Genomic DNA, 24833 nt, shown 5'->3' on the forward strand with positions numbered 1-24833 from the left:
TCCCTAAGGGGGCGTTTTCCCGCTAGACGATGAGGTCCTTTTTCGTGATCAGGTCGTTGATGCGGTCGATGACCGTCTGGAAATCCGGCAAGGGCTGAACCCCGGAGGGCTTCGACGCCTCGTAGGCCCGGAGCTTGGTGACGACCTGGCCGACGTTGAGGAACGGCCGGAGCTGGATGATCCGCCGTGCGAATCCGAGCGTGGTCATCAACTTGGCCGCGATCTCGGAGTCGGCGGCTTTGCTCACGTTGAGCCTCGGGTCCCCGGCGCCCGGCTGATGGATGGCTTCACCATAGGTCCGCGCCTTGGAGGGCTTCTTCTCCTCCCACTTGCCCTTGTTCACCCGGTAGCCGCCCCACATGGCCAGGATGGATTGGGGATAGTGCCCGGGAGTCGGCCAGAAGCTGACGACGACGCGGTACCAGACCATGTCCTCGATGCTCGGCTTCGACCTCGCCTCGTCGGCGGCCAGTTCCACGTTGTCCTTGAAGTGGTTGTTGACCGCGAGGGGAGCCGGTACCAGGTTGGATCCTGTCGCCTTGCCACCGATCCTTTCCGGGAGGAGGTGCATGCGCAACCAGCGCTCAGGAGGGCCGGAAAGCGATGCGGCCTGGATCGCCCTCCAGCCCAGCGGGTTGCCGTTCGTCGCTTTGTCGGACGTCTCCCCCGCGGGCGTCTTCGGCTGGATGTACGACGCCTTGGTGTAGCGCGGGGCCCGGACATTGTCCGCGAAGGCGGGCAGGATCGTCGGAGGCAGCGGTGGCTTCTCCGCGCCGTGCTCCCGAAGAGCCATCGAGTGGGCCAGAGTGTTCAACTGCGAGCGGAGCGCGACGACGTCGTCCGCCCACTTCGCTCCGCCGCCTCCCTTGGGAACCTTGCGCGGCAGCCGCGACTGAATGACCTTCGCGTTACGGAAGGCGGCATAGGCCGCCCGCCAGCCGGTCATCTGCTCCGACGCCTTCGGGCCGGATTCCATGGCATGGATGTCCTGCTTCCACTCCCGGAGGAACCGCGCCACCCCCGTCGGACTGCTGTGAACGACCAGATGCGCGCCACGCCCCCGGGAATCAAAGAGCAGCGTGTGCGCCACCTGGTCGTCGCCGCGGAACTTCGCCTTCGGCAGGTCGAGGTCCGTCATGGCTTCGCCGGCCGGCTTCGGCTTCGGCTTTCCCTTGTCCTTTCCCTTCCCCGTCAGCTTCTCCCAGCGCCGCCGCAACGCCTCCCGCTGCCGCTTCAACATGTCCCTCAACCGGGCCGCGTTGTCCCGGAAGGCGCGGCCGATCCTGCTGTTGCGCAGCTTCCCGCCCAGCGACCGCAGTCCGGCCTTCACCGTGCCGAGAGCTCTCTTCGCGCGCTGCTTGACCCGCTGGAGGGTGTACTTCGACGGCAGTCCCGAACGCCTCGGCTTCTGCTTCGGCCTCGGGCGCGGCCTCGGACGAGGCGGCGCCTTCGGCCTGGCCGGCCTCGTGGGGCGCTGGGCCGCCGGACGCGCGGGCCTCGGGCGCGGCGGCCGCAAGCGCGGTGGCTTCGGGCGGCCCGGCCGGGGCTTGGCCCCGGGGACGGTGGACCGGGGGTTGCGGATGGCCTCGCCGGCCCCCCGGAGGTCCCTGCGGACCTGGTTGACCCGGATGCCCTGCCCCTTGCGCGCGGCCGGGCGGCCGCCCTTGAAGCCCTTGAGGAGCCGGCCCGCCAGGCCCTTCAGCTTGGAGGTCACCTTCTTCATGTACTTGCCTATGCCGCTGAGCAGCCACTGGTAGAGCAGTTCGAGCAGGGCCACGACACCGGCGGCGGCCGCCTTCGCGAACAGCGGGCCCGCTTTGCCCGCCTTGACGGCCTTCAGATAGCCCAGCACGAGGTTCATCGCGGAGAAGATCGCCTGGAGGGCGCCCCAGGCGGTCTTGATGGCGTCGATGATGGCCAGGACCCAGCCGGCGCCGGGGATGAGCTTCGCGACCACCTTCTCGATGACCAGCTCGCCGATGATCAGCGGCAGGTTGGCCACCACCGCTTCCCAGGCCATCCGGCCGATCTTGGCGACGGTCAGACAGCCCTTCAGCAGGACGTCGAACATGTGCTTGGGGACGCCGACGATCTCCTGGACCTTCTCGTCGAACCATGCCTTCACCGCACGCTGGACCTCGTTGAAGAGGTGGTTCTTCGCACCGTCGACGGCGGATTCCTTGAGCTTGCCGATCCAGCCGCCCGGGTCACCGACGATGTCCATCGCGATGGCCGCGAACTCCCCGAGGGTGTTCAGCGCGAACTCGGCGAACTTCAGCGCGTCGACGACGGCGTTCTCGACGATGCTCACGGCTGCCAGCAGGCCGGATTCCAGCACGTCGAGCAGTGCGGTCAGTGCCTTGCCGAGCTTGTCGAGCAGTTCCCCGACACGCTTCTTCAGCCGGTCGGCGTACTCGTTGACCTTGTTGACGGCGGCGTCGCGCTTGTTGTCGATGAAGTTCCGCCACTTGTCCCTGGCCTCGGGGAACGCGGCCAGGAGGACGTTCCCGAAGCCGATCAGGACGTCCGCGAAGACGTTGATCGCCCCGACGATGAACTTCCGGGCGCCGTCGATGAGGTCGAAAGCGGCCTTCTTGAATTCGTTGATGATTCCGGTGACCGCGCGCCGGGCGGCGTTGAACAGGTCGACGATGGCGTTCTTGAGCTTGGTGAACTGGTCCTTGACCCAGTCGATCGCCCGGCTCAGCCAGTTCCCCGATTCCTTCTTGCCCTCGTCGCGCTTGGCCTCGGCGCCCTTCTCGGCCTTGTCCCGCTCGGTCCCGATCCTGTCGTTGTCGTCCTTGGTGCGCTTCTCGACGTCGGCGTCGGTCTTGGTCCGCTTGTCCTCGATGTCCTTACGGGCCTTCTCGTGCTCCGTGCCGGTCTTGCCGTCGATCTCGGCGAGCTTGTCGTCCTGCTCCCGCCGCCACTGCTCGCGGGCTTCCGAGACCGCGGACACCGCCTGCCCGCGTTCTCCCGCCTGGGCCTCGGTGTTGGCGGCGATCTCGGCGTCGACGTCCTTGCGGTGCCGGGCCCGCGACTCCTCGAATCCGGAGTCCTTGGTGCGGCGCTCGGTGCCCATCGCCTCCGTGCCCCGGCCGAACCCGGCCTGGATCTCGGGCCCCTTCTCCTGCTCCGCCACCGCCGACACGGCCTCGACCGGAACCTGGCCGGCCGGGGCGCCCCCGGCGCCCGTTCCGCCGCGCTCCTGTCCGTGTCCCTCCGGGACCTCGGCGGTGAGCGTCTCGCCGGGCACGTCGGGGAAGATCCGGTCCTCGCCCATGGGCCGGGCGGCGTCCTCCCGGCCCGCCGTCCTCAGCTCCCGGCCCTTGTCGGTCAGATTGGTGCGCTGCCGGTCCGTGCGCCCCGGGTCGGCGTCCTCCGTGACCGGCACCTTGGACGCCTTGCCCACGGTGGTGTTCAGCGACTTGTCCCGGGTGGGCATCCCGCTCAGCGACTCGGACAGGTCGTCCATCGAGACGAACGCGCTGGCGATCTTGCCCAGGATGCCCAGGGCGACGTCGAACCAGCCCGGCTCCTCCACCTTCTCGGCGGGGTTCTCGCCGCTCGGGACCGTGCCGCCCTCGACGTCGGGGGTACGGCCTTGCGGGGCGTCGACCCTGCCCACCGCGTCCTTGGAGTACTCGCCGGGGGCCGCGGTCCGCGCGGGGCCGTGCAGGGTTCCCGGAGCGCCGGAGGGCCGCCGCATCGTGGGCGGATTGTCCTTGACCGCGGTGCGCTCCCGGCCGACCGTACGGCCCACCGACCGGTTGACCCCGCCCAGGGCCGACCGTGCCTGGTGCGGTTTGAGCTTGGCCAGCGTGGTCAGCCCGGCCTCGGGCGCCGCTCCCGACACGTCGGGAGCGGGCGGTTCCCGCTTGGCCGGTGCCGCGGGTGCCCCACCGCCCCCGCCGCCCCCGCCGACGCGGGGCGCGGCGCCGCCCGTCGCGGCGCCGGGGGCGGCGTCCGGGGTTCCCTCGCAGCCGCCGCCCCCGTCCTCCAGGGAGGCGTCGGCGGGCACGGGTTCCGTGGCGGTGCCGTCGGCGTCCGCCTCGGACTCCAGTCCGCCGGGCGCGTCGGCCGGGTCGGCGCCGGCCTGTTCCGGACCGTCACCGCCGGGGGCCCCTCCGGCCGGTGCTCCCGGCCCCGTGTCCAGGGAGGCCGCGCCGGCCGGTGCCCCCGAGGCGGCCGAGGGTTCTCCGGCCTCCGGCGCTTCCCCTTCGTCCCCGGTCTCCTCGGGCTCGGGAGGCCGGGCGGCCGAGGGTTCCGGCGCCGGTTCGGGGGCGGCGAGCGCGGAGCGGGCCGCCGGGTCGGCGCAGGTGCTCCCGGCCGGCGGAACGGTGTCCTCCAGTCCTCGGTCGGACAGTTCTTCGTCGACCTGCCGGGGCTCGGGTTCGGGTTCGGGGCGCTGCCGCGCCGGTGCTTCGGTGGTGCCGCGCTCACCGGCGTCCGGGCTCGCGTCGGCTTCGGCCTCCGCGTCCGCGTCCGCGTCGCCGGGCGATGCCTCGTCGGGCTCCGGCTCGGGCACGGAGGGGGCTCGGCCGGGACCGCCCCGGTCCGCCTGGTCGGGGTCCGCCCCGGCCTGCCGCGTGTCGTCGGGCAGGGTCTCCTCGGCGGGGGCCCGCTCGGGCTCCCGCTCCTGCCGCGCCGGCTCCTCGGTGTCCTCCTCCGTGCCGGTCCCGACCGGCGGGAGCGGCACCTCGTCCCGGGCACCGGGTTCCATGCCCAGCGGCTCCTCCTCGCGGGACGGCTCCTCGGAGCAGTCGTCCCGCTCGGCGAGTCCGTGCTTGGCGAGCGGTCCGGCGGGGTCCAGGGCGACGGCCTCGACGGTGTTCTCGTCGACCTTCTCGTGCCCCGCCTTCGCCCCGGCCGCCGGGGCGGTACGGACGGCCCCGACGACGGCGAAGCGGGACACCGGTGCCACGGCCCCGGGTTCACCGGGAGGCCGTCGGACGCCCGCCGCGGCCATGGCGGGCGGCGCCGCCTGCCCGGCCCGTGCCTCTTCGCCCTGCCGCGTCCGTTCCCCTTCCGCGGCACGGTCTTCCTGGTCCTCCGCCGGGCGGGGCCGCCGCGGCTCGGGCTCCTCCCGCGGGCCCCGGTCCGACGTCTCCCGGTCCCGGGCCCGCTCCGCCCCTTCCGCCTCTTCCGCCTCGCGCTGCCGGTCCCGGTCCCGCTCCCGCTCGGCCCGTTCCTCGCTCCGTCCTTCGCCGTCGCGGCGCTCCCGCTCGTCCCCGGCGTCCCGCGACTCCTCCGGGTCCCGCCGCTCCCGCTGCCCGGCCCCGCGCTCTTCGTCCCGCTCCCGTTCCCGCCGTTCGTTCTCGGCCCGGCGGTCGTCCCGCTCGCTCCGCCGCTCGTCCGACAGGGCCTCGTCGGCGGAGCCCAGCCCTTCCGGGGCGCCGCCCGAGGCCTTGCCCTCCGGGGAGGTCTCGGCCTCGTGGACCAGCTCGAGCACCCGCTGGTGGTCGGAGGAGGGCAGCCGACGGGCGAGCCGGTCCAGCACGGCGTCCTGGAGTCCGGGAGCGAAACCGGCCAGTTGCAGCCGCACCCGCCCCGAGGAGTCGGTGGGGTCGCCGCGCAGCGAGCGCAGGATGCCCGCCGCCAGCCGGTCCACCAGGGTCGCCGGATCGAGCTGTTCGGTACGGAACCGGTCGGCCCCGACCCGGGCGTACCGCAGCCAGCCGGGGGTGGCGCTCCGGCTCACCTCGGGCCGTCGCTCCGACCGGGCGCCGTCCTCCGCCTGGATCTCCACCGGGTCCCGGGGCAGGCTGACGGCCCCGAGGTCGCGGCCCGCCCGCAGGGCGCCCAGCGCGTGGGGCGCCTGGACGGTGTGCAGCAGCTCGTGCGCGACCAGGCGCCGCCCGTCCTCCGTGCCCGGCCGGAACCGGCCTTCGGCGAAGAAGATGTCCTCGCCCACCGTCACCGCGTCGGCGCCGAGCAGGTCGGTGAGGGCCGCCGCGTCCCGGTCGGTGTGGATCCGCACCTTCTCGAAGTCATGGCCCAGGCGCTCCTCCATCTCCCGGCGCAGGCCGAGGTCGAGGGGCTGCCCGGCGGCGGTGATGATCTCCTTGGGCTCGGGCGGACGGGCCTTGGGCACGCGGGCCTTACGACCGCGCTGCCGGCCGGTGGCGTCCTTCGTGTCCGGCCCGGTCCCCTGGTGGTACGTCCGTGCCCCGCTCATGTGCGCCTCCCCCGGTCCGTGGCTCGGTCCGGTCCCGCGCCGCCGCGTGTCAGACCGGTGTGCACCGCCCGGGCCAGCGCCGTGCCCAGGCGGTGCGGGGACGCCGTGGCGGGCAGCGGTGGCAGGCCGTGGACGAGGTCCACCGCGAGGCCGGTGTCCCCGGCGACCGGGACGCCGTGTTCCCGGACCAGCCGGTGGAGTTCGCGCCGGAAGACCTCGGCGACCACGGTGTGGTCGAGATGGTCGAAGCCGGTCAGCACCAGCTCGCCGATCTCGATGTCGACGCGCCCGGCGTCCGTCACACCCATCCGCGCACCTCCGAGGGGGTCAGCGAGCGCTCCAGCTTGAGGTACTCGGTGCGGGCCGCCGCCAGCATGTGCCGCATGCGCAGCGGGGTGCCCTCCTCCGCGGCCAGGAACGCCGCGGCCAGCGCGATGTTCCTGATCGAGCCGCCCGCCACGGTGAGCTGGGCGAGGCGGTCGGCGTCCAGGCCCTCGCTGGGCGTCTGCTCGGGGACGACCCGCCGCCAGATCTCGGCACGTTCGGGGACCCCGGGGAAGGGGAAGTCCACGACGAAGCGGATGCGGCGCATGAAGGCCGGGTCGAGCGCCTGTTTCATGTTGGTGGTGAGCACGGCCAGGCCCCGGTACGCCTCCATCCTCATCAGCAGGTAGCTGACCTCGAGGTTGGCGTAGCGGTCGTGGCTGTCCTTGACGTCGCTGCGCTTGCCGAACAGGGCGTCGGCCTCGTCGAACAGCAGCAGCGCGCCGCCCCGTTCGGCGGCGTCGAAGACGCGCCGCAGGTTCTTCTCGGTCTCGCCGATGTACTTGCTGACCACTTGGGACAGGTCGATGACGAAGAGGTCGACGCCCAGTTCGCCGGCGATCACCTCGGCGGCGAGGGTCTTCCCCGTTCCGGAGCCCCCGGCGAACAGCGCGGTCACCCCGAGTCCGCGACGCAGCACCGCCTCGAAGCCCCACTCCTGGTAGACGGTGGCCCGCTGCCGGACATGGGCGACCGCTTCCTGGAGCACGTCGCGTTGCCGTTCCCCGAGCACCAGGTCGTTCCAGCTCGCCCGGGGCTCGATCCGGCGGCCGAGCTCGTCCAGGGACATCCGCGCCTCGGCGAGGCCCGCCGTCCAGGCCAGCCGCCCGGCGTCGCCGCCGGGGGCGCGGCGTACGGCCGCGCCCGCGGCGCGGATGACATGGGCGGGCAGCGAGAACTGGGCGACCAGGTCGCGCATGTCCCGCTCCCCCACTCCTTCGACCCCGTCCAGGGCGCGGGTCCACAGCCGTAGTTGTTCCTGTGGGGTGAGCGGTCCGACGGTGACGCGGTCGCGGACGGCCCCTCCGCCGGGCCGGGGATCGTCGCTGGAAAGGATCAGTGGCACGGCCAGTTCCGCGAGGAACGCCTCCAGCGCGGCCCGCCGTTCGCCCTGCCGCTCGGCGGTCGGCCGGTCGCCCGTCTCCACCAGCAGGGCGGCCGGGAGGAGGATGGCCTCGCGCTGCCAGAGCCGGGCGAGGGCGTCCCGCTCGGCGGGCTCGGCGGGCAGGTCGTCGGCCGAGGTGGTGTACAGGGCGAGGCCCGCCTGTCCGGCGGCCGCCGCGGCGACGTCCCACCGGGTCTCCCGGTCGGCGCCGACGAGTTCGACCTGGGGAGGTCCTTCGAGGTCGGCGGCGCCCCAGGATCCGGTGACTCGGTCGGCGGCCGTCCGGTGGCCGGGCGGCAGCTCGCCCTCCCCTTCGGCCCTGCGCCGGACCAGGCCGTGCAGCCGGGCGTCCAGGTAGGGCACTCCGGCCAGGAAGTGCAGGATGCGCTCGTCCACGCGCAACCGGGACGTGGTCGGCGCGGTCTCGTCCGCGAGCTCGACCAGCCGCCAGCGGCGCAGCGGGCCGACCGGGGTGAGGGCGCTCCAGTGGGGGCCGTCCAGGGCCGCGAGCGCCAGGGCGAACGTGGGGTGGGCCCGGGCCGGGTCACCGCAGGCGGCGGCGCAGCGGGGCCCGGTGGTGGGGTCGGTCTCGGCGGCGGCGGCGAGGACCAGCACATCGCGTTCGAAGGGGCTGAGGCAGAAGCAGGACACCACGGTCTCCAGGGCGCTCCCCGGCCGGTCCGCCGGGGCGGCCGGGCGCGCCGCCTCACCACCGGCTTCCGCCGGGGCGGGCCCGGCCGCTCCGGTGGCGTGCGCGTCCAGGCGGTCCAGCACCTGCCGGACGGCCGCGGCCAGCGCCCGCTGGTGCGCGTCCTCGTACCGGCCCATCGGCCTCACCTCCTCTCCTCCCGCCATCGGGCCCTGGCTCCCGCGCTCGTCAGTTCGTGCCGGTCAGGTCGACCGCGGGGGCGTCGTACGTCCCCTCGGTGGACAGCGTCAGCGCGCTCTGCACCCCGTCCACCTGGACCCGGACCAGGTAGACGGCGGGCCGTACGCCCCGGATCCGGATCCGGACGACGCTCGGGTCGGGCCGCTCGCCCGGTGGGAAGGGGGCCCGGAACTGGTATCCGGCGGCCGGGCGGTCCGACGGGGGCCGCTTCTCGTCGAGCAGCAGCAATACGCGCTGGTCCGTGCGGACGGGCATGTCCAGGTCGAGTACGAGGACCGCGTCGACGGCGCCGGTTCCGGTGGCGTCCTCCACCCGGACGGTTCCGGTGATCCCGGGACGGCGTGCGAAGACTGCGGCGTTGGACTCCAGCGCCCAGTGCGGCTTCGGGGGTATCCCGAGCTCCAGACCGTGCAGCAGCTGCACCGTGTGGACCCCGGGCGGCAGGGCCGGTGGTACGTCGACGACCGCCCGGTCGTCGCGCACCCGGCCGGCCGCCAAGGGCACGTCCAGCCCGCCCACCCGGGCCGTCACCCGGTCGGCGCGCAACCCGGCGCCGAGGAGGACGAGCTCGTGACCGGCCGGGACCGGGCCTTCCACCGGGTCGGCGCCGGGCGGTGACCCGGCGGGGCGGGAGAGGACGCGGTCGACGAGCGGCTGCCTGGTGGGGATCGCCCGTACCGTGCGTTTGAGCACCGGCTTGCCCGCCACCGGGTCCTCCTTGCCCTCGATGAACACGGCGGTGCCCTGGTACGTGAGGGACGTCGCGAAGGGGGTCTGGATCATCGTGGACCAGAGTTTGGACATCTCGTCGACGTCCGTCTTGGTAGGGGTGAACCGCACCCGCAGCGGTGCGGACGCCAGGTCGGTGCCGGCCAGGAAGGGGGCCCGCGCCGCCTCCTCGATCAGCTCCTTCGGCAGCGAGGGGACCTCGTGCAGGGTACGGACCACCGAGCCGAGCATCCGCTGGGCGACGAGCTCGCGTTCGTCGCCGTAGAAGCTGATCAGGTAGTGCAGGTCCAGGGGGGCGATCGGCTTCTTGAGCAGGGTGCCGTCGCCGCTCCGGGTGGGCAGGTCGTGGCCGCGCAGCGAGCCGTTGGGGGTGACCTGGTGGAGGAAGACGGTGATGGTGGGCTGGGCGGGCGGGTCGGCGGGCGGTTTGCGGGCCGTGACGTCGACGGCGAACGGGACGTCGGGGGCGACCGAGTGCGCGATCAGCAGCCGCAGGGCCTCGGTGACGGTGGCGACGGCGAGTGAGTTGCTCATGCGCCACCGCCGTCGCCCCGGGTCAGGTACTGGTCGAGGGTCAGGGACGGCCGGGGCCGGCCGCCGCCGTCGGGCCCGCCCCGTACGGTCGGCTTCGTGGGCACGGGCCGGCGCTCGCCGTTGACCTCCAGGCGGCCGATGCTGACGCGTATCACCCGCTCGGGCGGCTGGTGCCGACGGCGTCTCTCGGCGGCCGGTACGGCCGGGGCGGCCCGTTCGGACTGCCGTGGACGGGCCTGGGGCACGGCCGCGGCGGGGGGCTTGCCGGCGGTACGGGCCGGTGGTTCGGCGGGACGCGCCGTCCGGCGGGCGGACGGCCGCCCGGACGGCTCGGCGGGGCCGGCGTCCCGGCGACGTTCCCGCCCGGCATCGCGCCCGGGGACGGGCGCGAGCGGCGGCGGTACGGCCGGGGCCGCGAGTAAGGGCCGCGCGGGCAGCGGCCGCGCCACGGCCGCCGCGTGGTCCCGTGTCCGGGCCGTGGCGGGACGGGGGGCGGTGGGGGCCGGTGGTGGCACGGGGAGCGTCGCGGCGGGCCGCCGGCCGGTCCCGGCCGTACGGGCGGGGCCCGCGGCCGGGACGTCCCAGGTATCGGAGGGCTCCGGTCCGTCGGCTCCCGTCGTCCCGGTCCGTTCGAACGGTTCCGGCAGGCGGGGCCGCAGCCGGGTCGTGCCGGTGGGCGCGTCCCGGCGGGCCGGTGCGTGGCGCGCCAGGAGGCGGTCGAAGAAGTCAGGCATCCGCACACAGCTCCAGGTAGTAGCGGCGCCGCAGCGGGCTGAGCGCCAGGATCTCCGGTTCGCTCCAGCCGTACGCGGTGGCGAGCAGATGGACGTCCAGGAGGGTGTCGCGGGCCCAGGCGTCGAGCTCGGCCCACAGGTAGGAGGCGATGTCCAGTTCGGCCCGGGTGGCCTTGCCGCAGTCCGGGCAGGTGACGTTGAGCGTCACGTCGGCCAGTGGGTCGGACGCCTCCGAGGCCGCGGCCATCCTTCGCTGCACCCGGTCGGGCAGGTCGGGGTCCGTCACGGGCCGGCCGCCGTGCTCGGCCCGGACGACGCAGCGGGTCAGCAGCGCGGTCCTGGCCCGGTCGCCCGGTACGGTCCCGACGGCGGCGAGGTCGGCGGGGGTGGGCAGCCTGAACTCGACGGTCCACTCGCCCTCTTCGACGCGGATCGGGCCGTCCGGCGCCCCGGGGGGCGTGCCGGGCCCGTCCGTGCCAAGCCCCGCCGCGTCGAACGAGAACTCCATCTCCTCCCCGCACTCGGCGCAGTCCGCGCGCACCTCCAGCTCCGTGCCGAACAGCGCCCGCCGGACGGCGAACAGCTCGGCGTCGCGCCGCCCCACCGGGACCGAGAGCAGCTCCCCGGCTCCGGTCCCGGGGCGGGCGAGGCCGTGCAGGAGGAGGGCGCGCCCGCGGTCGTCGGACGCGAGGCCCGCCTCCCACGCGGCGAGCAGCGCCCCGGCCTCCAGGTGTTCCATCCGCGACCGGCCTAGGCCGGCTGCTGGTACGAGGGCTCCTCGGGCTCCGGGACCTCGTAGTCCCGCTCCCAGCCCTCGCATTCGAGCTTGAGGCTCTGGATAGCCACCGCGTTGGCGTTGGCGTCCAGCTCCCCGACGATCTGGTACTCGCTGATCCAGGCGCGGTAGAGCTTGTGGGAGACCGCGACCTGGCCCGCCTCGTTGAGCACCTGGATGACGATGTCCTTGCGGAAGTCGGCCAGCGAGACCTCGGAGCCGCGGCCCGCGCCGACCATCCACACCTTGTTCGCCCAGCGGTCGAACTCGGTGTCGTGGGTGACGCCGCGCTCCAGCGTGACGGCCTCGAACTCGGTGCGCCCCGGCGATTTGCGCGGGGAGCTGGCGTCACCGCCGTTGCGGTGCTTGACCACCTCGGTGGTGCGCTTGAGTGGACTGATCTTGCTGACGCCTGCGACGACGCGCCCGTCCCAGACGACCAGGAACTTGAAGTTCTTGTACGGGTCGAACCGCTGCGCGTTGACCGTGAACTCGGCCATGGAGCTCCTATACCTCGATCTGTCCGGCCATCTGCTCGATCTTTACGATCACGAACTCCGCGGGTTTGAGCGGCGCGAATCCGACCACGACGTTCACCACGCCGCGGTTGATGTCGTCCTGCGTGGTGGTGTCCTTGTCGCATTTGACGAAGTACGCCTCGCGCGCGGCCGTGCCCTGGAACGCGCCCTGTTGGAAGAGCGTGTGCATGAACGCGCCGATGTTGAGCCGGATCTGCGCCCACAGACGCTCGTCGTTGGGTTCGAAGACGACCCATTTGGTGCCGCGGTAGAGGCTCTCCTCGAGCATCAGCGCCAGGCGCCTGACCGGCACGTACTTCCACTGGGAGGCGAGGACGTCGGCCCCGGCCAGCGTCCGCGCGCCCCAGACGACGGGGCCGACGACGGGGAACGACCGGAGGCAGTTGAGCCCCACGGGGTTGAGCAGACCGTTCTCCCGGTCGGTCATCGGGACGGTGAGCGCCCGCACCCCGTAGAGCCGGGACTCGGTGCCGGCGGGTGCCTTCCACACCCCGCGCTCGCTGTCCGTGCGGGCCATGATCCCGGCGACGGCGCCCGAGGGCGGGAAGGCCCGCAGCCGACCGGTGACCAGGTCGACCATCTCCAGGTGCGGGAAGTACAGGGCGGCGTGGGTGCCCGGGACGGACTCGAAGGTGGCGAGGCCGGCCCGCGCGGCGTCGAGGCTCCGCCACGCGGCGGGCGCGTCGGCGACCAGGAACATCCGCTTCTCCTGGCACAGGGCCGCGGCGGCGGACAGGACGGTGGCGGCGTCGTCCGGGCTGGGGTAGGCGGCGACCTCGGGCAGGAGGAGGAGGTTGACGTCCTGGACGTCGCGCAGGGCGTTGATGCCGGTCTTCGCGGCCTCGCTGCCGATCAGGTCGGCCATTCCCGGCGGGCCCGCGTCCTCACCGCCCTTGAGCTCGAAGACCGGCGGCCGGGCGAAGTCCTCCAGGCCGAGCGGGCCCGCGGCGTCGCCGCTGAAGCGGACCACGTCGTCCTTGTCGGTAGAGCCCGCGACGACCTGGAGCCGCTGTCCGAAGGCGGTGACCCGGGTGCCCGCGAACGCGCGCTTGCCCGGGGCGTCGGGCAGGGCCCGCAGTTTCCGCTCCAGCAGGAGGGCGAGCTGGGCCACGTTCTTCGGCTGTTCCTTGCCGTCCGCCTCCCCCGCGTAGATCTTGAAGGTGTGCTTGACGGCGCCGATCCTGACGTCGATCGACACGGCCAGGTCGGGAAGCTGCGCCCCGAACGGCTTGGAGAGCGTGCCGACGGGATCGGGCCGGCCACTGCCGGTCACCGAGGCCACCTGGACCAGGGACGAGGCGGAATCCACCAGGGCCTTGACGTAGCGGGCGTGTCCCGGCTCCATGGAGACCCCGGTGAAGGATTCCCGCGCTCCGCCGGAACCGTCGAAGACGTGCAGGTTGAACGTCTCCTTGGGCTTCTGCGTGTCGTAATCGACGGCGACGCGCAGCTGGTCGCCCCAGCCCCCGGGCTCCTTCGCGACCAGATCCAGCGCCGAGGCGGCCGCCTCGGTCTGGCTCGACGCCAGCTTCACGGAGGCGGACTTGCCCGTTCCCGCGGCGCCCACCCGCACCACGACCGCGACCGATCCTCCGTTGAGGAAGAACTGCTGGACGGCGTAGCTGACCGCGCTGTCCGAGGCCAGGCCGCCGAAGCGGCGCTCGTAGTCCGCGAAGCTGGTGATGGTGACCGGCCGGTTGACCGGACCCCGGCGGGTGTGCCCGAGGAAGGCGGCCACGGACGTGGTGACCGCCGTGATGGTACGGACGCTGCTGGGAAGTTCTTCGATGTAGACGCCGGGATAGGTCGGTTGCACCGGCATTGACCCTCCATTTCCTCCAGACGTCAAGAGATATGAAGGGGAGCCGATCTTCACAATGCCTCGTCGCGACATACGCGAATGCGCACGCGAATGCGAAATGGGACGTTCCCCGTCATAAACCTCGCGACTCCATGTCACGAGGGACTCAAGCACCCGCTTGTGACTCCTGGCGCCTTTGCGCGCGCCCATCATGAGCCGGATACGAACGCCGCGTCAAGATCCTGGAAAGGTCGATGTATTCCTCAAGTCGCTTACCGAGAAGATCAGTTGGAGCGCTAGATCCACTTCGCGATAAGCGATCAACGAATGCGGAAATTTGAATTCCGATCCCCGTGCGGGGGGGGTGGGATCCGGGAGGGTTTTCCGGCCGTCGCGAAATCGGCCCCGAGCGGGTCTTCGGCTTCGGCCGGGGCGTCCGCTCCCGGCGCACGCGACGGGAAGCGCGCCGGGTGGTGCGCGACACCGCGCGTGCGAGGACGGGCGCGTACACGGACACCCGGCCGAGGGCCGCCGACCGGGTCAAACGCGGGCGGCACGGGGACACTTGAAGCTGATACGACTTACTCCGGCCCGGGTGTCGGACTGTTGAGGTTGTCGGGGAGGGATCGTGCTGTTCGACCTCAAGGCGGAGGCGGATATGCGGCTGCATTCGGACCGCATGGCGGCGGAGCTCGCGGAGAAGCGCCGCGAGAGGCTCGCCCGCGAGACGGGTGCCCCGGCGGGCGGGGAGGGGCCTGAGCCGGAGGGGAAGCGGGCGTCGTCGGGCGGCGGGTCGTCGAGCGGCGGGCAGGGCGCTACCGGAGTTCCCCGCTAGGCGCTCCTCGGACCGCCGGGAGCAGTTCGTCCAGCAGCGGGCTGCTGAACACCCGCGCCGGGTCGTGGCGGTCGAGTACGGCGAGGGCCTCGTCCCAGCGCGTTCCCCGGCTCTGCCCCGTGCGGAAGGCGTCCGGCCAGCCCCGCGCGATCAGCGAGCGGTCGCTCCAGGCGCCCTCGGTGCCGTACGCCCAGCCCTTGGACCACTCCGGGCGGAGCAGGGACCAGTCGCCGTAGTGGGACACGGCCCACCGCTCCAGGTCCCGGTGGAAGGCGGGGGCACCCGGTGTGCCGGGGAAATGCAGGGAGTTGAGCCAGACGACGGTGTCCCACTCGGGGCGGTCGGGGCAGTGACGGGCCGGGGAGAGCGCCGGTGGCGCCCAGGCGGGTTCCGGCGCGGCGGAACCGGAAGGACGGGAAGGACCGGAAGGACCGGAAGGACCGGAAGGACCGGCAAGCGACGAAGGGCTTCCGTCGGCCGCGGTGACCCGGATCTCCACGGGCCCGTTGACGGGATACAGTCCCCGCGCGCGGTAGGTGGTGAGCAGTTCCTCGTAGCGGATCCGGAAGTCGTGCAGGACGCGCTGGACGTCGGCGCGGGCGCACAGCACGGCCCAGCCGGCGAAGGCGTAGCGCAGGGTGGTGGGGCGCACGTACAGCACCGTGTTCTTCGACGGGCCCCACAGGTCCCAGGTGCCGGTCGCGGTGAGCCCGGCGGGGATCAGGGCCGCCAGCCCGGCCAGGAGCAGGGGGGTGGCTCCGGGGACGCCGTGCTGGACGTCGCGGACCAGGTCGGAGACGGGCCGGGGGACGCGATCGGTGAAGGCGTACGGGTACGGGTGGTCGACGCGGCGGGCGAGCGGGGGCCGGTGGGATTCGACGCTCCACACCTTCAGCCAGGCGCGGTCGGTGTAGGGGAACCAGAAGACCTCGACACGGCCGGTGTCCGCCAGGTGGCCGGCCACCGTGCGCCCCTCGCCGCCGGGCGGGCCCAGGAGTTCGGTCACGGGGATGTCCACGCTGCTGCGGCAGCGCAGACGGATGCCGGCCGGTACGCGCAGGGTGGCCTCGGTGACGAAGGCCCGCCCGAGGTGGACGAGGAAGGCCGCGGTGTCGTCCTCACGGCGGTGGAAGGTCCGTAGGACGTAGCGGCCCGTGGCCGGGTCCCGGATGACGGCCGTCAGGGATTCGACGAGGTCGCTGAGGGTGCCGAAGCCGCTGTGGGCGGGGGTGGGACGGCCCGCGAGGGGAACGCCCGTGCCGTGGGCGCCGACGGCGAGGGCGCCGCCCATCGTGAGGCCGCCGATGGAGGGCGCGCCGACCAGGCCGAGTCCGGCCCGCTCCAGGGCGGTGTGCACCGCGTCCAGGGTCGCACCGGCACCGACGGTGAGCCGGGCCGGGCCGTCGCCGTCACCGGGGTGGACGGTGATGCCGTTCAGTGCCCGGGTGGTGTCGACCAGGACGAGGCGGTCCGACGGCCGGTCGGGGGAGGCCAGCAGCGGTGACCAGTTGTGGCCCGTCCCCTTCGCCCGGAGTCGCCTGCCTGTCGCCGCGGCCCAGTCGGCCAGGACCGGCAGGTCGTCGGGGCCGGTGGGCAGGGCGGTCCGCACCGCGTCCAGGACGATCTCGCCCGACCAGTTGCGGAACGTCCGCCGGACCAGCCGGATCCCCGGTGGGAAGCCGTACGGTCGCGCGAGCGGGGTGTCCACCGGCGTGGCGGGGCCGGGAAGGGAGCCGGAGGCGGCCCGGGCCGCGCGGGCGGCCAGGAGGAGGGCGGACGTGCCGGTCGTGGCCGCCGCGGCGGCGATGAGCAGGCGGCGCCGGGTCGGCGCTGGAGGAGCGGGCCTGTCGGGGGTCATGGCGGGGTTCCTTCCGCGCGCGAGCGGGGCGATGCGGTGACGTGCGGGGCGGATCGGTTCGGTGCGGTGTGATGCGGTGCGGTGCGGTGCCATCGGTTCGAGGCGGAGCCGGAGCCGGAGCCGGATGGACATGGACAACGACCGGACGGCCGGGAAGATGCTGCCTCTCCGCGCCCCGCCGTCGCCCGATGGGGCGGGACGGACGTGGGGCGCGGTGGGGGCCCTCGGCTCATGACCTCGGGATGCCGGGCGGCCGACGGTGGACGGGCAAGCCCACCGTTACGAGCTCACCAGCGAGCACCGACATGAACGTCATCCCAGCTCCCCCGCCGTTCTCCGCTTCTCCCGCCCGGTTCGCCTCCCCCGCGCCCTCTCCGTTCACGCCCTCCACGTCCGCGCCCTCCCCGTCCGCACCTTCGCCTTCCGCGACCTCACCGGAGATCGCGCTGGACCGGGCGGTTCTCGCCGGATGCGCGCACTTCCCCGTACGGATACGGCACGGGGACGGTTCGTGGGCCGAACTCCCACGGGTCGCGGACGCCCTGGGCGCCGAGGAGTTCCTGCTGGTCTCCGAACGCGGCGTGCCGCGCGCTCACATCGCCCGCGTCCTGCGTCACCTGGGCGCCCACGCGCCGACCCGCCTGTCGTGGTCGGCCGGCGGCGGCGTTCCCGAGGGTGTGCGGGTCGCACCCGGTTCGGTGGTCGTGGCCCTGGGCGGCACCCGCGTGATCGAAGCGGCCGCGGACCTCGCCGGGCGTGGTCACGGCGACAGCGGACACGGCGAGAACGGTCACCGCGGGCGAGGCGGCCGGCCACGGCTGGTCCTGATGCCGACCACGCCACGGGCCATGGCCGACACCGCGCTCTCCCTCGTGGACGCCGACGGCCGGCCCCGTACCGCCCCGGTCCTGGTACGGGCGCAGCTGGAGTTCCTCCGGACGCTTCCGTCCACGAAGGTGCGCGACGGCCTCGCTCCGCTGGTCCGGAACGTCCTGGCGGTCAGGCCCGGTTCCTACGACTCCGTGGCCGCCCGGCTCCGGCCGGGCGGCGACCACGACCCCGGGGTCCTGGCCTCGTTCCTCGTCCTGTGCGCCGAGTGCCGGGCCACCGCCGTGTGTTACGACCCGTTCGAACAGGGCCCGGCCAGGGCGTTGTCCTACGGGCGTACGGTGGCCGACGCGCTGCGCGCGGAGGCCGGCGGGACGTTGCCGGCCGGGGCCGCGGCGGCGCTCGGCATGCTGGTCGCCGCGCGCGTCGCGGTGGAAGCCGGCCTGCTGGACCCGGCCGCCGAGCGGGCCCACCGGGATCTGATCGCCCGCTGGGGAGCCCCGCTGCGGCTCCCCGTTCCCTTGTCCGCGGAACGCGTGGTGGAGAGGGTGATCGCGGGTCCGGGCGGCGGCGCGATGGTCCTGCTCGACGACCTGGGCCGGCCCCACATGGGCCGGGACGGCATGCTCACCGCCACCGGCCGTCCGCTGCTGCGGGCGGGCCTGGCCGCCGTGGCGGCCGCCGTCCCGTCCGCCGGCCACGCCGAGGCGGCCCGGTTGAGCGGGGTCCGTGCGCCGGCGGTCCCCGTGGGCGTGCCGCCGACGGTGATGCGACACCCGGCCCGGGCCTCCGGTCCCGGCCGTCCGTGACGGCGACCGGGACGACGACCGGGACACGGACCGGGACACGGACGGAGTCCTCCTCTCATGCGGCCGGGGCCCCGGGACGCCCACCGTGGAGGAACAGGCACCACCCGACCCGTACGCCCCGCCCTTCGGAGCCGGGGCCCCGTACATCAGGAGCTCACCATGTCCGCACCGGACACCCGTGTCCCGCTCACCCGAACGTCGTGCCCCTTCGTGGTCCTGCCACCCGGGTGCGCGGCACGGCGCCGCTGGCGGTCGGCGTACTTCCGCCGGGCGGCCTGCCCCTACGCCCGTCGGCGCGGCGGAGCCGGGTCGTCCGGCGAACCTCCGGCGCCGGACCCGGACACCCCCGTGCTCCCCCGGCACCGGCCGGAGTACAGCCCGGGGCGCAGCCCGGAATACAGCTACGTGAACCGAAACGGAACCGAGTCATGACGAACCCCGCCACCACGTCCACCTCCACGAACACGAACACGAACACGAACAGCGCCACCGCGAGCCCCGGATCTCCCGGCCGTGACGGCGCCGAGGACGGCGACAGCGCGTACCTCCCCCGCATGCTCCTGGAGCAGGCCCGCATCCGCCCCGACGCCACCGCGGTGATCCTCGACAGGGGTCCCGGGTACGGGAGCGCCGAGGGAGGCGACGGCCGGGACGTACTCACCTACCGCGAGCTCGCGGAGGCCGGTACCCGGCTGGCCGGATACCTGCGCCACCTGGGCGTAAAGCCGGACGGGTGCGTGGGCCTGTTCGCCGAGGCGTCCCTGGAGGCGGTGACCGGGCTGTGGGGGATCCTGTTCGCCGGTGGCGCGTATCTGCCGCTCCCCCCCGAGTACCCCGCGCAGCGGCTGCGCTACATGATCGACGACGCCCGGGTGAAGGTCGTCCTCACCACCGAGTCCCTGCGCCGTCAGCTGTCCGGCCTCGCCCCGCCCGGCACCCGCGTCGTCACCCTCCGGGACGCCGCGGCCCGTGCCGGCTCCGGCGCGGACGACGGCGGCGTGCCCCGCTCCTCCGGTGGTGAGGCCGGGAGCCCGCGCCACCTGGCGTACGTCATCTACACCTCCGGCAGCACCGGGAAGCCGAAGGGGGTGATGATCGAACACCGGAGCATCGCGCACCAGATGCGCTGGCTGCGTTCCGCCCATGGGCTGGACGGGACCCGCCGGGTGCTGCACAAGACCCCGCTCGGCTTCGACGCCGCGCAGTGGGAGGTCCTCGCGCCCGCCGTCGGCGGTACGGTCGTCCTGGCCCGCCCCGGGAGCCACCGAGATCCGCAGGCCCTCGTCGAGGCGGTCGCCCGGCACCGGGTGAGCACCCTCCAGTGCGTACCGACCCTGCTCCAGGCGCTGCTGGACACCGGGGAGCTGCGCTACTGCGCCTCCCTGGAGCAGGTCTTCAGCGGCGGCGAGGCCCTCTCGGCGGATCTGGCCCGCGCTTTTCTGGCCGAGCTGCCCGGCTGCGAGCTGGTCAACCTGTACGGGCCGACCGAATGCACCATCAACGCCTCCTCGTTCACCGTGCCCCGCGCGGGATACGGGGACCCCGCGCACGGCGGGGGCTCCCGGACCGTCCCGATCGGGACACCGGTGGACGGCACCCGCTTCCACATCCTCACTCCCGGGGGCTCACCGGCGGCCGTGGGCGAGAAGGGAGAGCTGTACATCCGGGGCGTGCAGCTCGCGCGCGGCTACCTCCACCGCCCCGACCTCACCGCGCGGAAGTTCCTCACCACGCCTCAGGGCGACAGGCTGTACAGGACCGGTGATCTGGCGTTCCGGAACCCGGACGGGACGGTGCAGTTCGCCGGCAGGACCGACGGGCAGGTGAAGCTGCGCGGGTTCCGCGTCGAACTGGACGAGATACGCCTGGCCGTCGAGGGCCACACCTGGGTGAAGAGCGCGGCCGTGCTCGTCAAGGACGACCCGCGCACCGGGTTCCAGCGGCTGGTCTCCTTCGTGGAGCTCAATCCGAAGGAGGCGGCCTTGATGGACCAGGGGAACCGCGGCGCCCATCACCGGTCGAAGCGGAGCAGGCTCCAGGTCAGGGCGCAGCTGTCGAACCCCGGGTGCCGGGGCGAGGAGGAGCTCCGGGGCCGTCCGGTGACCGAGCTGCCCGGCCGGGAGCCGACGGAGCGGCAGCGGCGTCTGGTCTTCGCCCGTAAGACCTACCGGTTCTTCGAGGGCGGCCCGGTGGGCAAGGCCGACGTCCTGCGCCTGCTTGACGCGGCGACCGCGGGGCGTCCCGTGCCCGCTCCCCGCCGCGGCCCGGGGCCGCTGTCGCTGCCGCTCGGCGAACTCGGGGAGATCCTCCGCTACTTCGGGCAGTTCCACAGCTCCGACCGGCTGCTGCCGAAGTACGGTTACGCCTCCCCGGGGTCGCTGTACGCCACGCAGCTGTACGTCGAGACGGACGGGGCCGCCGTCGCGGGTCTCGCACCGGGCCGCTACTACTACCACCCGGTCCACCACCGGCTGGTCCTCATGAGCGGCCCGGACCGTACGACCGGCCCGGCGAGCGGCCTCCGGGTGCACTTCATCGGGAAGCGGCGGGCGATCGAGCCGGTCTACCGGGACAACATCCGGGAGGTCCTGGAGATCGAGACGGGCCACATGGTGGGCCTGTTCGACGCGGTGCTCCCCCGCTTCGGCCTGGCCCTGCGGCCCGCCGGTGAGGCCCCGGAGGTCAAGGGGGCCGTGGGGGCCGCCGAGGAGGACCACTACCTGGGCGGCTTCGCGATCGTCCCCGCCGGAGCGAGGGCCGGAGGACTGCCGGACGGCATCGAGATCTATGTGCAGGCCCACCCGGGGAAGATGGCGGACCTGCCCGGCGGGCAGTACCGCTACCACGACGGCGAGCTGGAGAGGATCTCCGACGGTCTCGTCGAGGGCAGGCACGTCATCGCCATCAACCAGCAGGTGCACCGGCGGGCGAGCATGGGCGTCACGGTCGTGGCCGGCCCCGGGCGCGGCTGGCTGGCGTACGTCGACCTGGGCCGGGCGCTCCAGCACCTCCAGATGAACGACGTGGGCCTGGGGTTCATGTCCAGCGGCTACAGCTCGGCCACCGGCCACGACCTGCCCGCCGCGCTGCGCATGGCGGACCTCCTCACCGCCGCCGGACGGCCCACGGGACCCAGCTACTTCTTCGTCGGGGGCCGGGTCAGCGAGGACCAGCGGCGCGGCGAGGGGATGCGCGAGGACGTCGTCCATATGCAGGGCCCCGCCGAGATGATCAAGGAGGACCTGGGGAACGCGCTGCCGCGCCACATGGTGCCGGACAGCGTCACCGTCCTGGACCGGCTGCCGCAGACCCCCAACGGCAAGATCGACGTCCGGGCGCTGGCCGAGGAACCGGCACAGGAGGCAGGGCGGCCGTTCACCGCTCCGCGTACGGGCACGGAGCGGCGGATCGCGGAGCTGTGGCGGAAGGCGCTGAAGCTGCGTGAGGTCTCCGTCCACGACGACTTCTTCGCCGTCGGGGGAAACTCCCTGATCGCGGTGGGCCTGGTCCGCAGGCTCAACCAGGAGTTCGGCGGGGCCCGCCTGCCCCTCCAGATCCTGTTCGGCGCGCCCACCGTCGAGGAGCTCGCCCGGCACGTCGACGCCGCCGGCCGGGCCGGCCGGGAGGACGTGCCGGGCGCCATGGGCCGTGGCGGGAGCGCAGGAGGGGACACCGGGGGCGTCACGCGCCTGGTGCGGCTGCGGGCCGGGGGCGCGGGAAGGCCCGTCTTCTGCTGGCCGGGTCTGGGCGGCTACACCATGAACCTGCGGCTGCTGGCCACCCGTACCGCTCTCGGCCGGCCCGTCTACGGCGTCCAGGCACATGGCATCAACGAGGGTGAGGTCCCGTACGGCACCGTCGGCGAGATGGCCGCGGCGGACGTCGAGGAGATCACCGGGCTCCAGCCCGAGGGCCCGTACACCCTGTGGGGTTACTCCTTCGGTGCCCGGGTCGCGTTCGAGACGGCCCATCTCCTCGAAGGGGCCGGTCAGCGGGTGGACCACCTGTTCCTCATCGCTCCCGGCTCACCCCGCGTCCGCGCCTCGCACCGGGCCGGGGAGCGGCGGACCGGCACCCCGTGGGAGGACCCGGCGTTCGTGACGGTCCTCTACTCCGTCTTCGCCGGCCGCACCACCGGTCCCGCCCTGGCGGAGTGCCTCAGGGCCACCCGGGACGAGGAGACCTTCACCGCGTTCATCAGCCAACGGTTCACCGACCTCGACACGGAAACGGTGAGAAGAGTGACCAGCATCGCCCGCCAGACCCATTCGTTCCGCTACACCTTCGACGAACTGACACGACGTCGCATTTCGGCGCCCGTCACCATCTTCAAGGCGGACCGCGACGACTACTCGTTCATCGAGAACACCACCGGATACGCGGCCCGCACCCCCACGGTCGTCAACCTCCGGGCGGACCACTACGGCCTGCTCAAGAACCCCGGCATCGACGAGCTCGTCCGGGCCGTCCGCCACCGCCTCGACCTTACTTTCCCCACAGGAAAGTAAGTGCTACTTTCCTCTCAGGAAAGTAGCCAGCCGGAAGATCAGGGGACCTCTCATGACCTCGTACGAAGCCCAGGCCGCGCTCGACGACATCCGCCGGTTCCAGGAACACACCGGTGACGCGTACATCCACCACGGCTTCTCGCGCTCCTATGTGCTGATGACGGCGGTGACGCTCTTCGTCGAGTTCTCCTCGTTCGACCTTCCGCACCCCTGGAGCAGCGCCACCCTGGCCCTCGGGGTCGTCCTCCTGGCCGGCACCCTGATCGCGCAGGAGCTCCGGGCGCCCGTCCGGCGGCGGCACAGCGGCCGTGAACTGCTGCTCTACGCGGGTGTGTCGGCCGTCTTCGTCGTGCTCTACCTGGCCGCCCTCGCCATCGCGCACGCGGCCGACCTGCCGGCGCCGCACACGATCGCCGCCACCGCCGTGGCCCTGACGAGCCTGGCGGGCGCCCGCTGGACGCGCCCGCTCCTCACCGCGATCGTGCGCCGGGACAGCCGGAACGTCTGATGGATCCCGACTTCGACGACTTCCTGCACGTCCCGGCACGACTGTCGGTCGTGGCGCTGCTCGCGCCGGCCGGCTGGGTGGAGTTCGCCTTCCTCAGGGACTCCGTCGACACCAGCGACTCGGCCCTGTCCAAGCAGATCTCCGCCTTGGCGAACGCCGGGTACGTCACGGTCCGCAAGGGCCGGGACCAGGGGGTGCGGCGCACGCACGTCCGGCTCACCCCCCACGGCCGCGACGCGTTCCGGCGGCACGCGGCGGCGCTGGGCCGGATCGTCGCGGCCGCGAGCGCCCCGGCGCAGCGGGCCGAGCCGGACGGCGACGTGGACTAGCACTCCTGGAGTCGAACGCCGCCGCGGCGGAGACCCCCGGCGCGGCACCCCCCGACGACGCGCCGAGAGCGAAGAGCCGGCCCGGTGCCGCGACAGGACGATCGCGGAAGGATCCTCCGCCGTTCCTCAGACGGTGGTGACGCCGGGACCGGCCGGGGTGAGCGCGACCTTCCGCAGTGTCGTCTCCAGGTCGCGGCCCAACCGTCCCATCCGCTCCCGGCCGTGCACGGCGGTGTCGTACTCGACCTGCGCGGTCAGCTTCCCGTCGTAGGTGAACACGGTCAGCTTCGGCGGCATCCCGACCGCCATCGCGTACCCCTCGTCGCGGACGACGGTCAGGCCCTCGGGCACCGGGTGGCGGGGTATCCGGCCGACGTTGGAGACGGCGATCGTCGGCCGGACGCCGAGCGCGGCCGCCTCCGCCTCGCCGCGGACCCGCTGCGAGGCGAGCATGAACCGCCCGGGATCGCGGCGGGCCAGGGCGGCGCGGACGTCGGCGGAGACCTCCCGGGCGAGCGCGACCGGGTCCGCGCCGGCGTCCACCGCCAGCATCGTGCCGAGTCCGGAGGCGCAGTTGAGCACGGTGCTCGCGGACAGCTCGGGCCGGAGCGAGGAACGCAGGTCGGCGGCGTGGCCGCAGAGCATCGGCAGCGCACCCGCCGCCGGTTCCAGATGCGCCCGGACCGTGGCGAGCACGGCCCCGCACAGCAAGGCGTTGACGGTCAGGTCGTGCGCGCGGGCGGTGGCGACGAGCGCCTCGGTGGTCGCGGTGTCGAGCTCGACGCGGTCCAGGGCGAAGCGGTCACGTGGGGCGTCGGTCGCCCCGTCGCCGTCCGGCGGCAGCGTCGCGGGTACCGGGCCGCCCTCGGCGGTGCCCCGGGCCACCAGGTCGAGGAACTCGTCGGCCTCGGCGTCGGACACGACCGAGGCGAGCCGGGTGTCCACGGCGTCCGGCAGCCGTCGCCCGACCGGCACGGACAGGCCGGTGCCGGAGGCCAGGGCGGTGTAGCGCCGCCACATCTCGTCGAGCAGCGCGAACGCGGACCGGCCGTCGGCGATCCCGTGGTGGACGACCAGCACCACCCGGCTCGACGAGCCGTCCCGCAGCAGGCGTCCCCGGAACAGGCCCTCCGTCCAGTCCTGCCGGGTGTTGATCAGCCGGAGGTACGCCGCGTCGCCGCCGTCGGTGACATCGGTGACGTCGAGCTCCGGGCGGAAGTCGTCCTGGAGCCGGAACTCCAGGGCACCTTCGCTCCCGGTCTTCCCGCCGTCCCGTCCCTCCGTGACCACCCGGCAGCGCAGCAGCGGATGTACGTCCGCGAGTTCGGCCAGGGTCCGCCGCAGCAGGTCCGCGTCCACGGTGCCGTGCACCACCGACCCCACGAACAGGGGCATGCCGGCGACCGGGACGCTCCCGAAGCGCGCCGAGGCGCTGAAGTAGCCGGTCTCGAAGGGGGAAAGGGCGCGCTGCGTGGTCATCTCGGACTCCGTGGCTGAGGTTCACGCCGCCCGGCTGCGGCGGCACCCCCCACCTTTCCGGCCCGCGGCGG

15 protein-coding genes are annotated in these 24833 nt (G+C 73.5%); 5 read left to right on the plus strand and 10 right to left on the minus strand.

Annotation, left to right across the window (positions count from 1 at the left end; genetic code table 11):
* Positions 1 to 22: 22 nt before the first annotated feature.
* The 8 genes from LUZ64_RS23630 to LUZ64_RS23665 are packed head-to-tail and all read right to left on the minus strand — an operon-like array spanning position 23 to position 13629.
* Positions 23 to 6178 (minus strand): eCIS core domain-containing protein, encoded by a 6156-nt coding sequence (locus LUZ64_RS23630; protein ID WP_232390348.1) that lies wholly within the window; start codon positions 6176 to 6178, stop codon positions 23 to 25.
* Entirely contained in the window at positions 6175 to 6486 is a 312-nt protein-coding gene (locus LUZ64_RS23635; protein WP_095581554.1) for a hypothetical protein, read from the minus strand. Before LUZ64_RS23635 ends, LUZ64_RS23630 begins: the two co-directional genes overlap by 4 nt.
* Positions 6477 to 8435, minus strand: a complete 1959-nt coding sequence (locus LUZ64_RS23640; RefSeq protein WP_211305030.1) for an ATP-binding protein — start codon at positions 8433 to 8435, stop codon at positions 6477 to 6479. Before LUZ64_RS23640 ends, LUZ64_RS23635 begins: the two co-directional genes overlap by 10 nt.
* Before the next feature lie 49 nt (positions 8436 to 8484).
* Complete coding sequence (locus LUZ64_RS23645; protein WP_232390349.1) at positions 8485 to 9759, minus strand: Pvc16 family protein; 1275 nt, start codon at positions 9757 to 9759, stop codon at positions 8485 to 8487.
* Positions 9756 to 10493: a prolipoprotein diacylglyceryl transferase gene (locus tag LUZ64_RS23650; protein ID WP_232390350.1), complete on the minus strand. Its 738-nt coding sequence runs from the start codon at positions 10491 to 10493 to the stop codon at positions 9756 to 9758. Before LUZ64_RS23650 ends, LUZ64_RS23645 begins: the two co-directional genes overlap by 4 nt.
* Positions 10486 to 11232: a T4 family baseplate hub assembly chaperone gene (locus LUZ64_RS23655; RefSeq protein ID WP_095585242.1), complete on the minus strand. Its 747-nt coding sequence runs from the start codon at positions 11230 to 11232 to the stop codon at positions 10486 to 10488. The genes LUZ64_RS23650 and LUZ64_RS23655 overlap by 8 nt, the downstream gene beginning before the upstream one ends.
* Positions 11233 to 11243: 11 nt before the next feature.
* Positions 11244 to 11768, minus strand: a complete 525-nt coding sequence (locus LUZ64_RS23660; RefSeq protein WP_087924793.1) for a phage tail protein — start codon at positions 11766 to 11768, stop codon at positions 11244 to 11246.
* Positions 11769 to 11775: 7 nt separating this feature from the next.
* Entirely contained in the window at positions 11776 to 13629 is a 1854-nt protein-coding gene (locus tag LUZ64_RS23665; protein WP_095585241.1) for a phage tail sheath C-terminal domain-containing protein, read from the minus strand.
* A 607-nt stretch (positions 13630 to 14236) separates the two neighbouring features.
* On the opposite strand from LUZ64_RS23665, the gene LUZ64_RS23670 reads away from it, so the two are divergent.
* Positions 14237 to 14443 (plus strand): hypothetical protein, encoded by a 207-nt coding sequence (locus LUZ64_RS23670; protein WP_095585240.1) that lies wholly within the window; start codon positions 14237 to 14239, stop codon positions 14441 to 14443.
* On the opposite strand, the gene LUZ64_RS23675 is transcribed toward LUZ64_RS23670, so the two are convergent.
* Entirely contained in the window at positions 14424 to 16301 is a 1878-nt protein-coding gene (locus tag LUZ64_RS23675; RefSeq protein ID WP_095585239.1) for a cholesterol oxidase substrate-binding domain-containing protein, read from the minus strand. The two genes, LUZ64_RS23670 and LUZ64_RS23675, sit on opposite strands and share 20 nt — an antisense overlap.
* Positions 16302 to 16606: 305 nt before the next feature.
* Between LUZ64_RS23675 and LUZ64_RS23680 the strand changes: the two genes are divergently transcribed.
* The 4 genes from LUZ64_RS23680 to LUZ64_RS23695 all read left to right on the plus strand — a co-directional run bounded on the left by LUZ64_RS23680 (position 16607) and on the right by LUZ64_RS23695 (position 23283).
* Positions 16607 to 17938 carry a 3-dehydroquinate synthase family protein gene (locus tag LUZ64_RS23680; RefSeq protein WP_107426724.1) on the plus strand — a complete coding sequence of 444 codons (1332 nt, stop codon included), beginning with the start codon at positions 16607 to 16609 and terminating at the stop codon, positions 17936 to 17938.
* Positions 17939 to 18366: 428 nt separating this feature from the next.
* Complete coding sequence (locus LUZ64_RS23685; RefSeq protein ID WP_308251439.1) at positions 18367 to 22446, plus strand: amino acid adenylation domain-containing protein; 4080 nt, start codon at positions 18367 to 18369, stop codon at positions 22444 to 22446.
* A gap of 52 nt (positions 22447 to 22498) precedes the next feature.
* Positions 22499 to 22954: a hypothetical protein gene (locus LUZ64_RS23690; RefSeq protein ID WP_095585237.1), complete on the plus strand. Its 456-nt coding sequence runs from the start codon at positions 22499 to 22501 to the stop codon at positions 22952 to 22954.
* Positions 22954 to 23283, plus strand: a complete 330-nt coding sequence (locus LUZ64_RS23695; protein WP_095585236.1) for a winged helix-turn-helix domain-containing protein — start codon at positions 22954 to 22956, stop codon at positions 23281 to 23283. Before LUZ64_RS23690 ends, LUZ64_RS23695 begins: the two co-directional genes overlap by 1 nt.
* Before the next feature lie 126 nt (positions 23284 to 23409).
* On the opposite strand, the gene LUZ64_RS23700 is transcribed toward LUZ64_RS23695, so the two are convergent.
* Positions 23410 to 24762: a phthiocerol/phthiodiolone dimycocerosyl transferase family protein gene (locus LUZ64_RS23700; RefSeq protein ID WP_095585235.1), complete on the minus strand. Its 1353-nt coding sequence runs from the start codon at positions 24760 to 24762 to the stop codon at positions 23410 to 23412.
* Between the last annotated feature and the right edge of the window lie 71 nt (positions 24763 to 24833).

The sequence above is a fragment of the Streptomyces albireticuli genome, assembly GCF_021228125.1.
Taxonomy (GTDB): Bacteria; Actinomycetota; Actinomycetes; order Streptomycetales; family Streptomycetaceae; genus Streptomyces; species Streptomyces albireticuli.

Coding starts and splice junctions, on each gene's coding strand:
- LUZ64_RS23630 (WP_232390348.1), bottom strand. CDS start 6,178: ATGAGCGGGGCACGGACGTACCACCAGGGGACCGGGCCGGACACGAAG.
- LUZ64_RS23635 (WP_095581554.1), bottom strand. CDS start 6,486: ATGGGTGTGACGGACGCCGGGCGCGTCGACATCGAGATCGGCGAGCTG.
- LUZ64_RS23640 (WP_211305030.1), bottom strand. CDS start 8,435: ATGGGCCGGTACGAGGACGCGCACCAGCGGGCGCTGGCCGCGGCCGTC.
- LUZ64_RS23645 (WP_232390349.1), bottom strand. CDS start 9,759: ATGAGCAACTCACTCGCCGTCGCCACCGTCACCGAGGCCCTGCGGCTG.
- LUZ64_RS23650 (WP_232390350.1), bottom strand. CDS start 10,493: ATGCCTGACTTCTTCGACCGCCTCCTGGCGCGCCACGCACCGGCCCGC.
- LUZ64_RS23655 (WP_095585242.1), bottom strand. CDS start 11,232: ATGGAACACCTGGAGGCCGGGGCGCTGCTCGCCGCGTGGGAGGCGGGC.
- LUZ64_RS23660 (WP_087924793.1), bottom strand. CDS start 11,768: ATGGCCGAGTTCACGGTCAACGCGCAGCGGTTCGACCCGTACAAGAAC.
- LUZ64_RS23665 (WP_095585241.1), bottom strand. CDS start 13,629: ATGCCGGTGCAACCGACCTATCCCGGCGTCTACATCGAAGAACTTCCC.
- LUZ64_RS23675 (WP_095585239.1), bottom strand. CDS start 16,301: ATGACCCCCGACAGGCCCGCTCCTCCAGCGCCGACCCGGCGCCGCCTG.
- LUZ64_RS23680 (WP_107426724.1), top strand. CDS start 16,607: ATGAACGTCATCCCAGCTCCCCCGCCGTTCTCCGCTTCTCCCGCCCGG.
- LUZ64_RS23685 (WP_308251439.1), top strand. CDS start 18,367: ATGACGAACCCCGCCACCACGTCCACCTCCACGAACACGAACACGAAC.
- LUZ64_RS23690 (WP_095585237.1), top strand. CDS start 22,499: ATGACCTCGTACGAAGCCCAGGCCGCGCTCGACGACATCCGCCGGTTC.
- LUZ64_RS23695 (WP_095585236.1), top strand. CDS start 22,954: ATGGATCCCGACTTCGACGACTTCCTGCACGTCCCGGCACGACTGTCG.
- LUZ64_RS23700 (WP_095585235.1), bottom strand. CDS start 24,762: ATGACCACGCAGCGCGCCCTTTCCCCCTTCGAGACCGGCTACTTCAGC.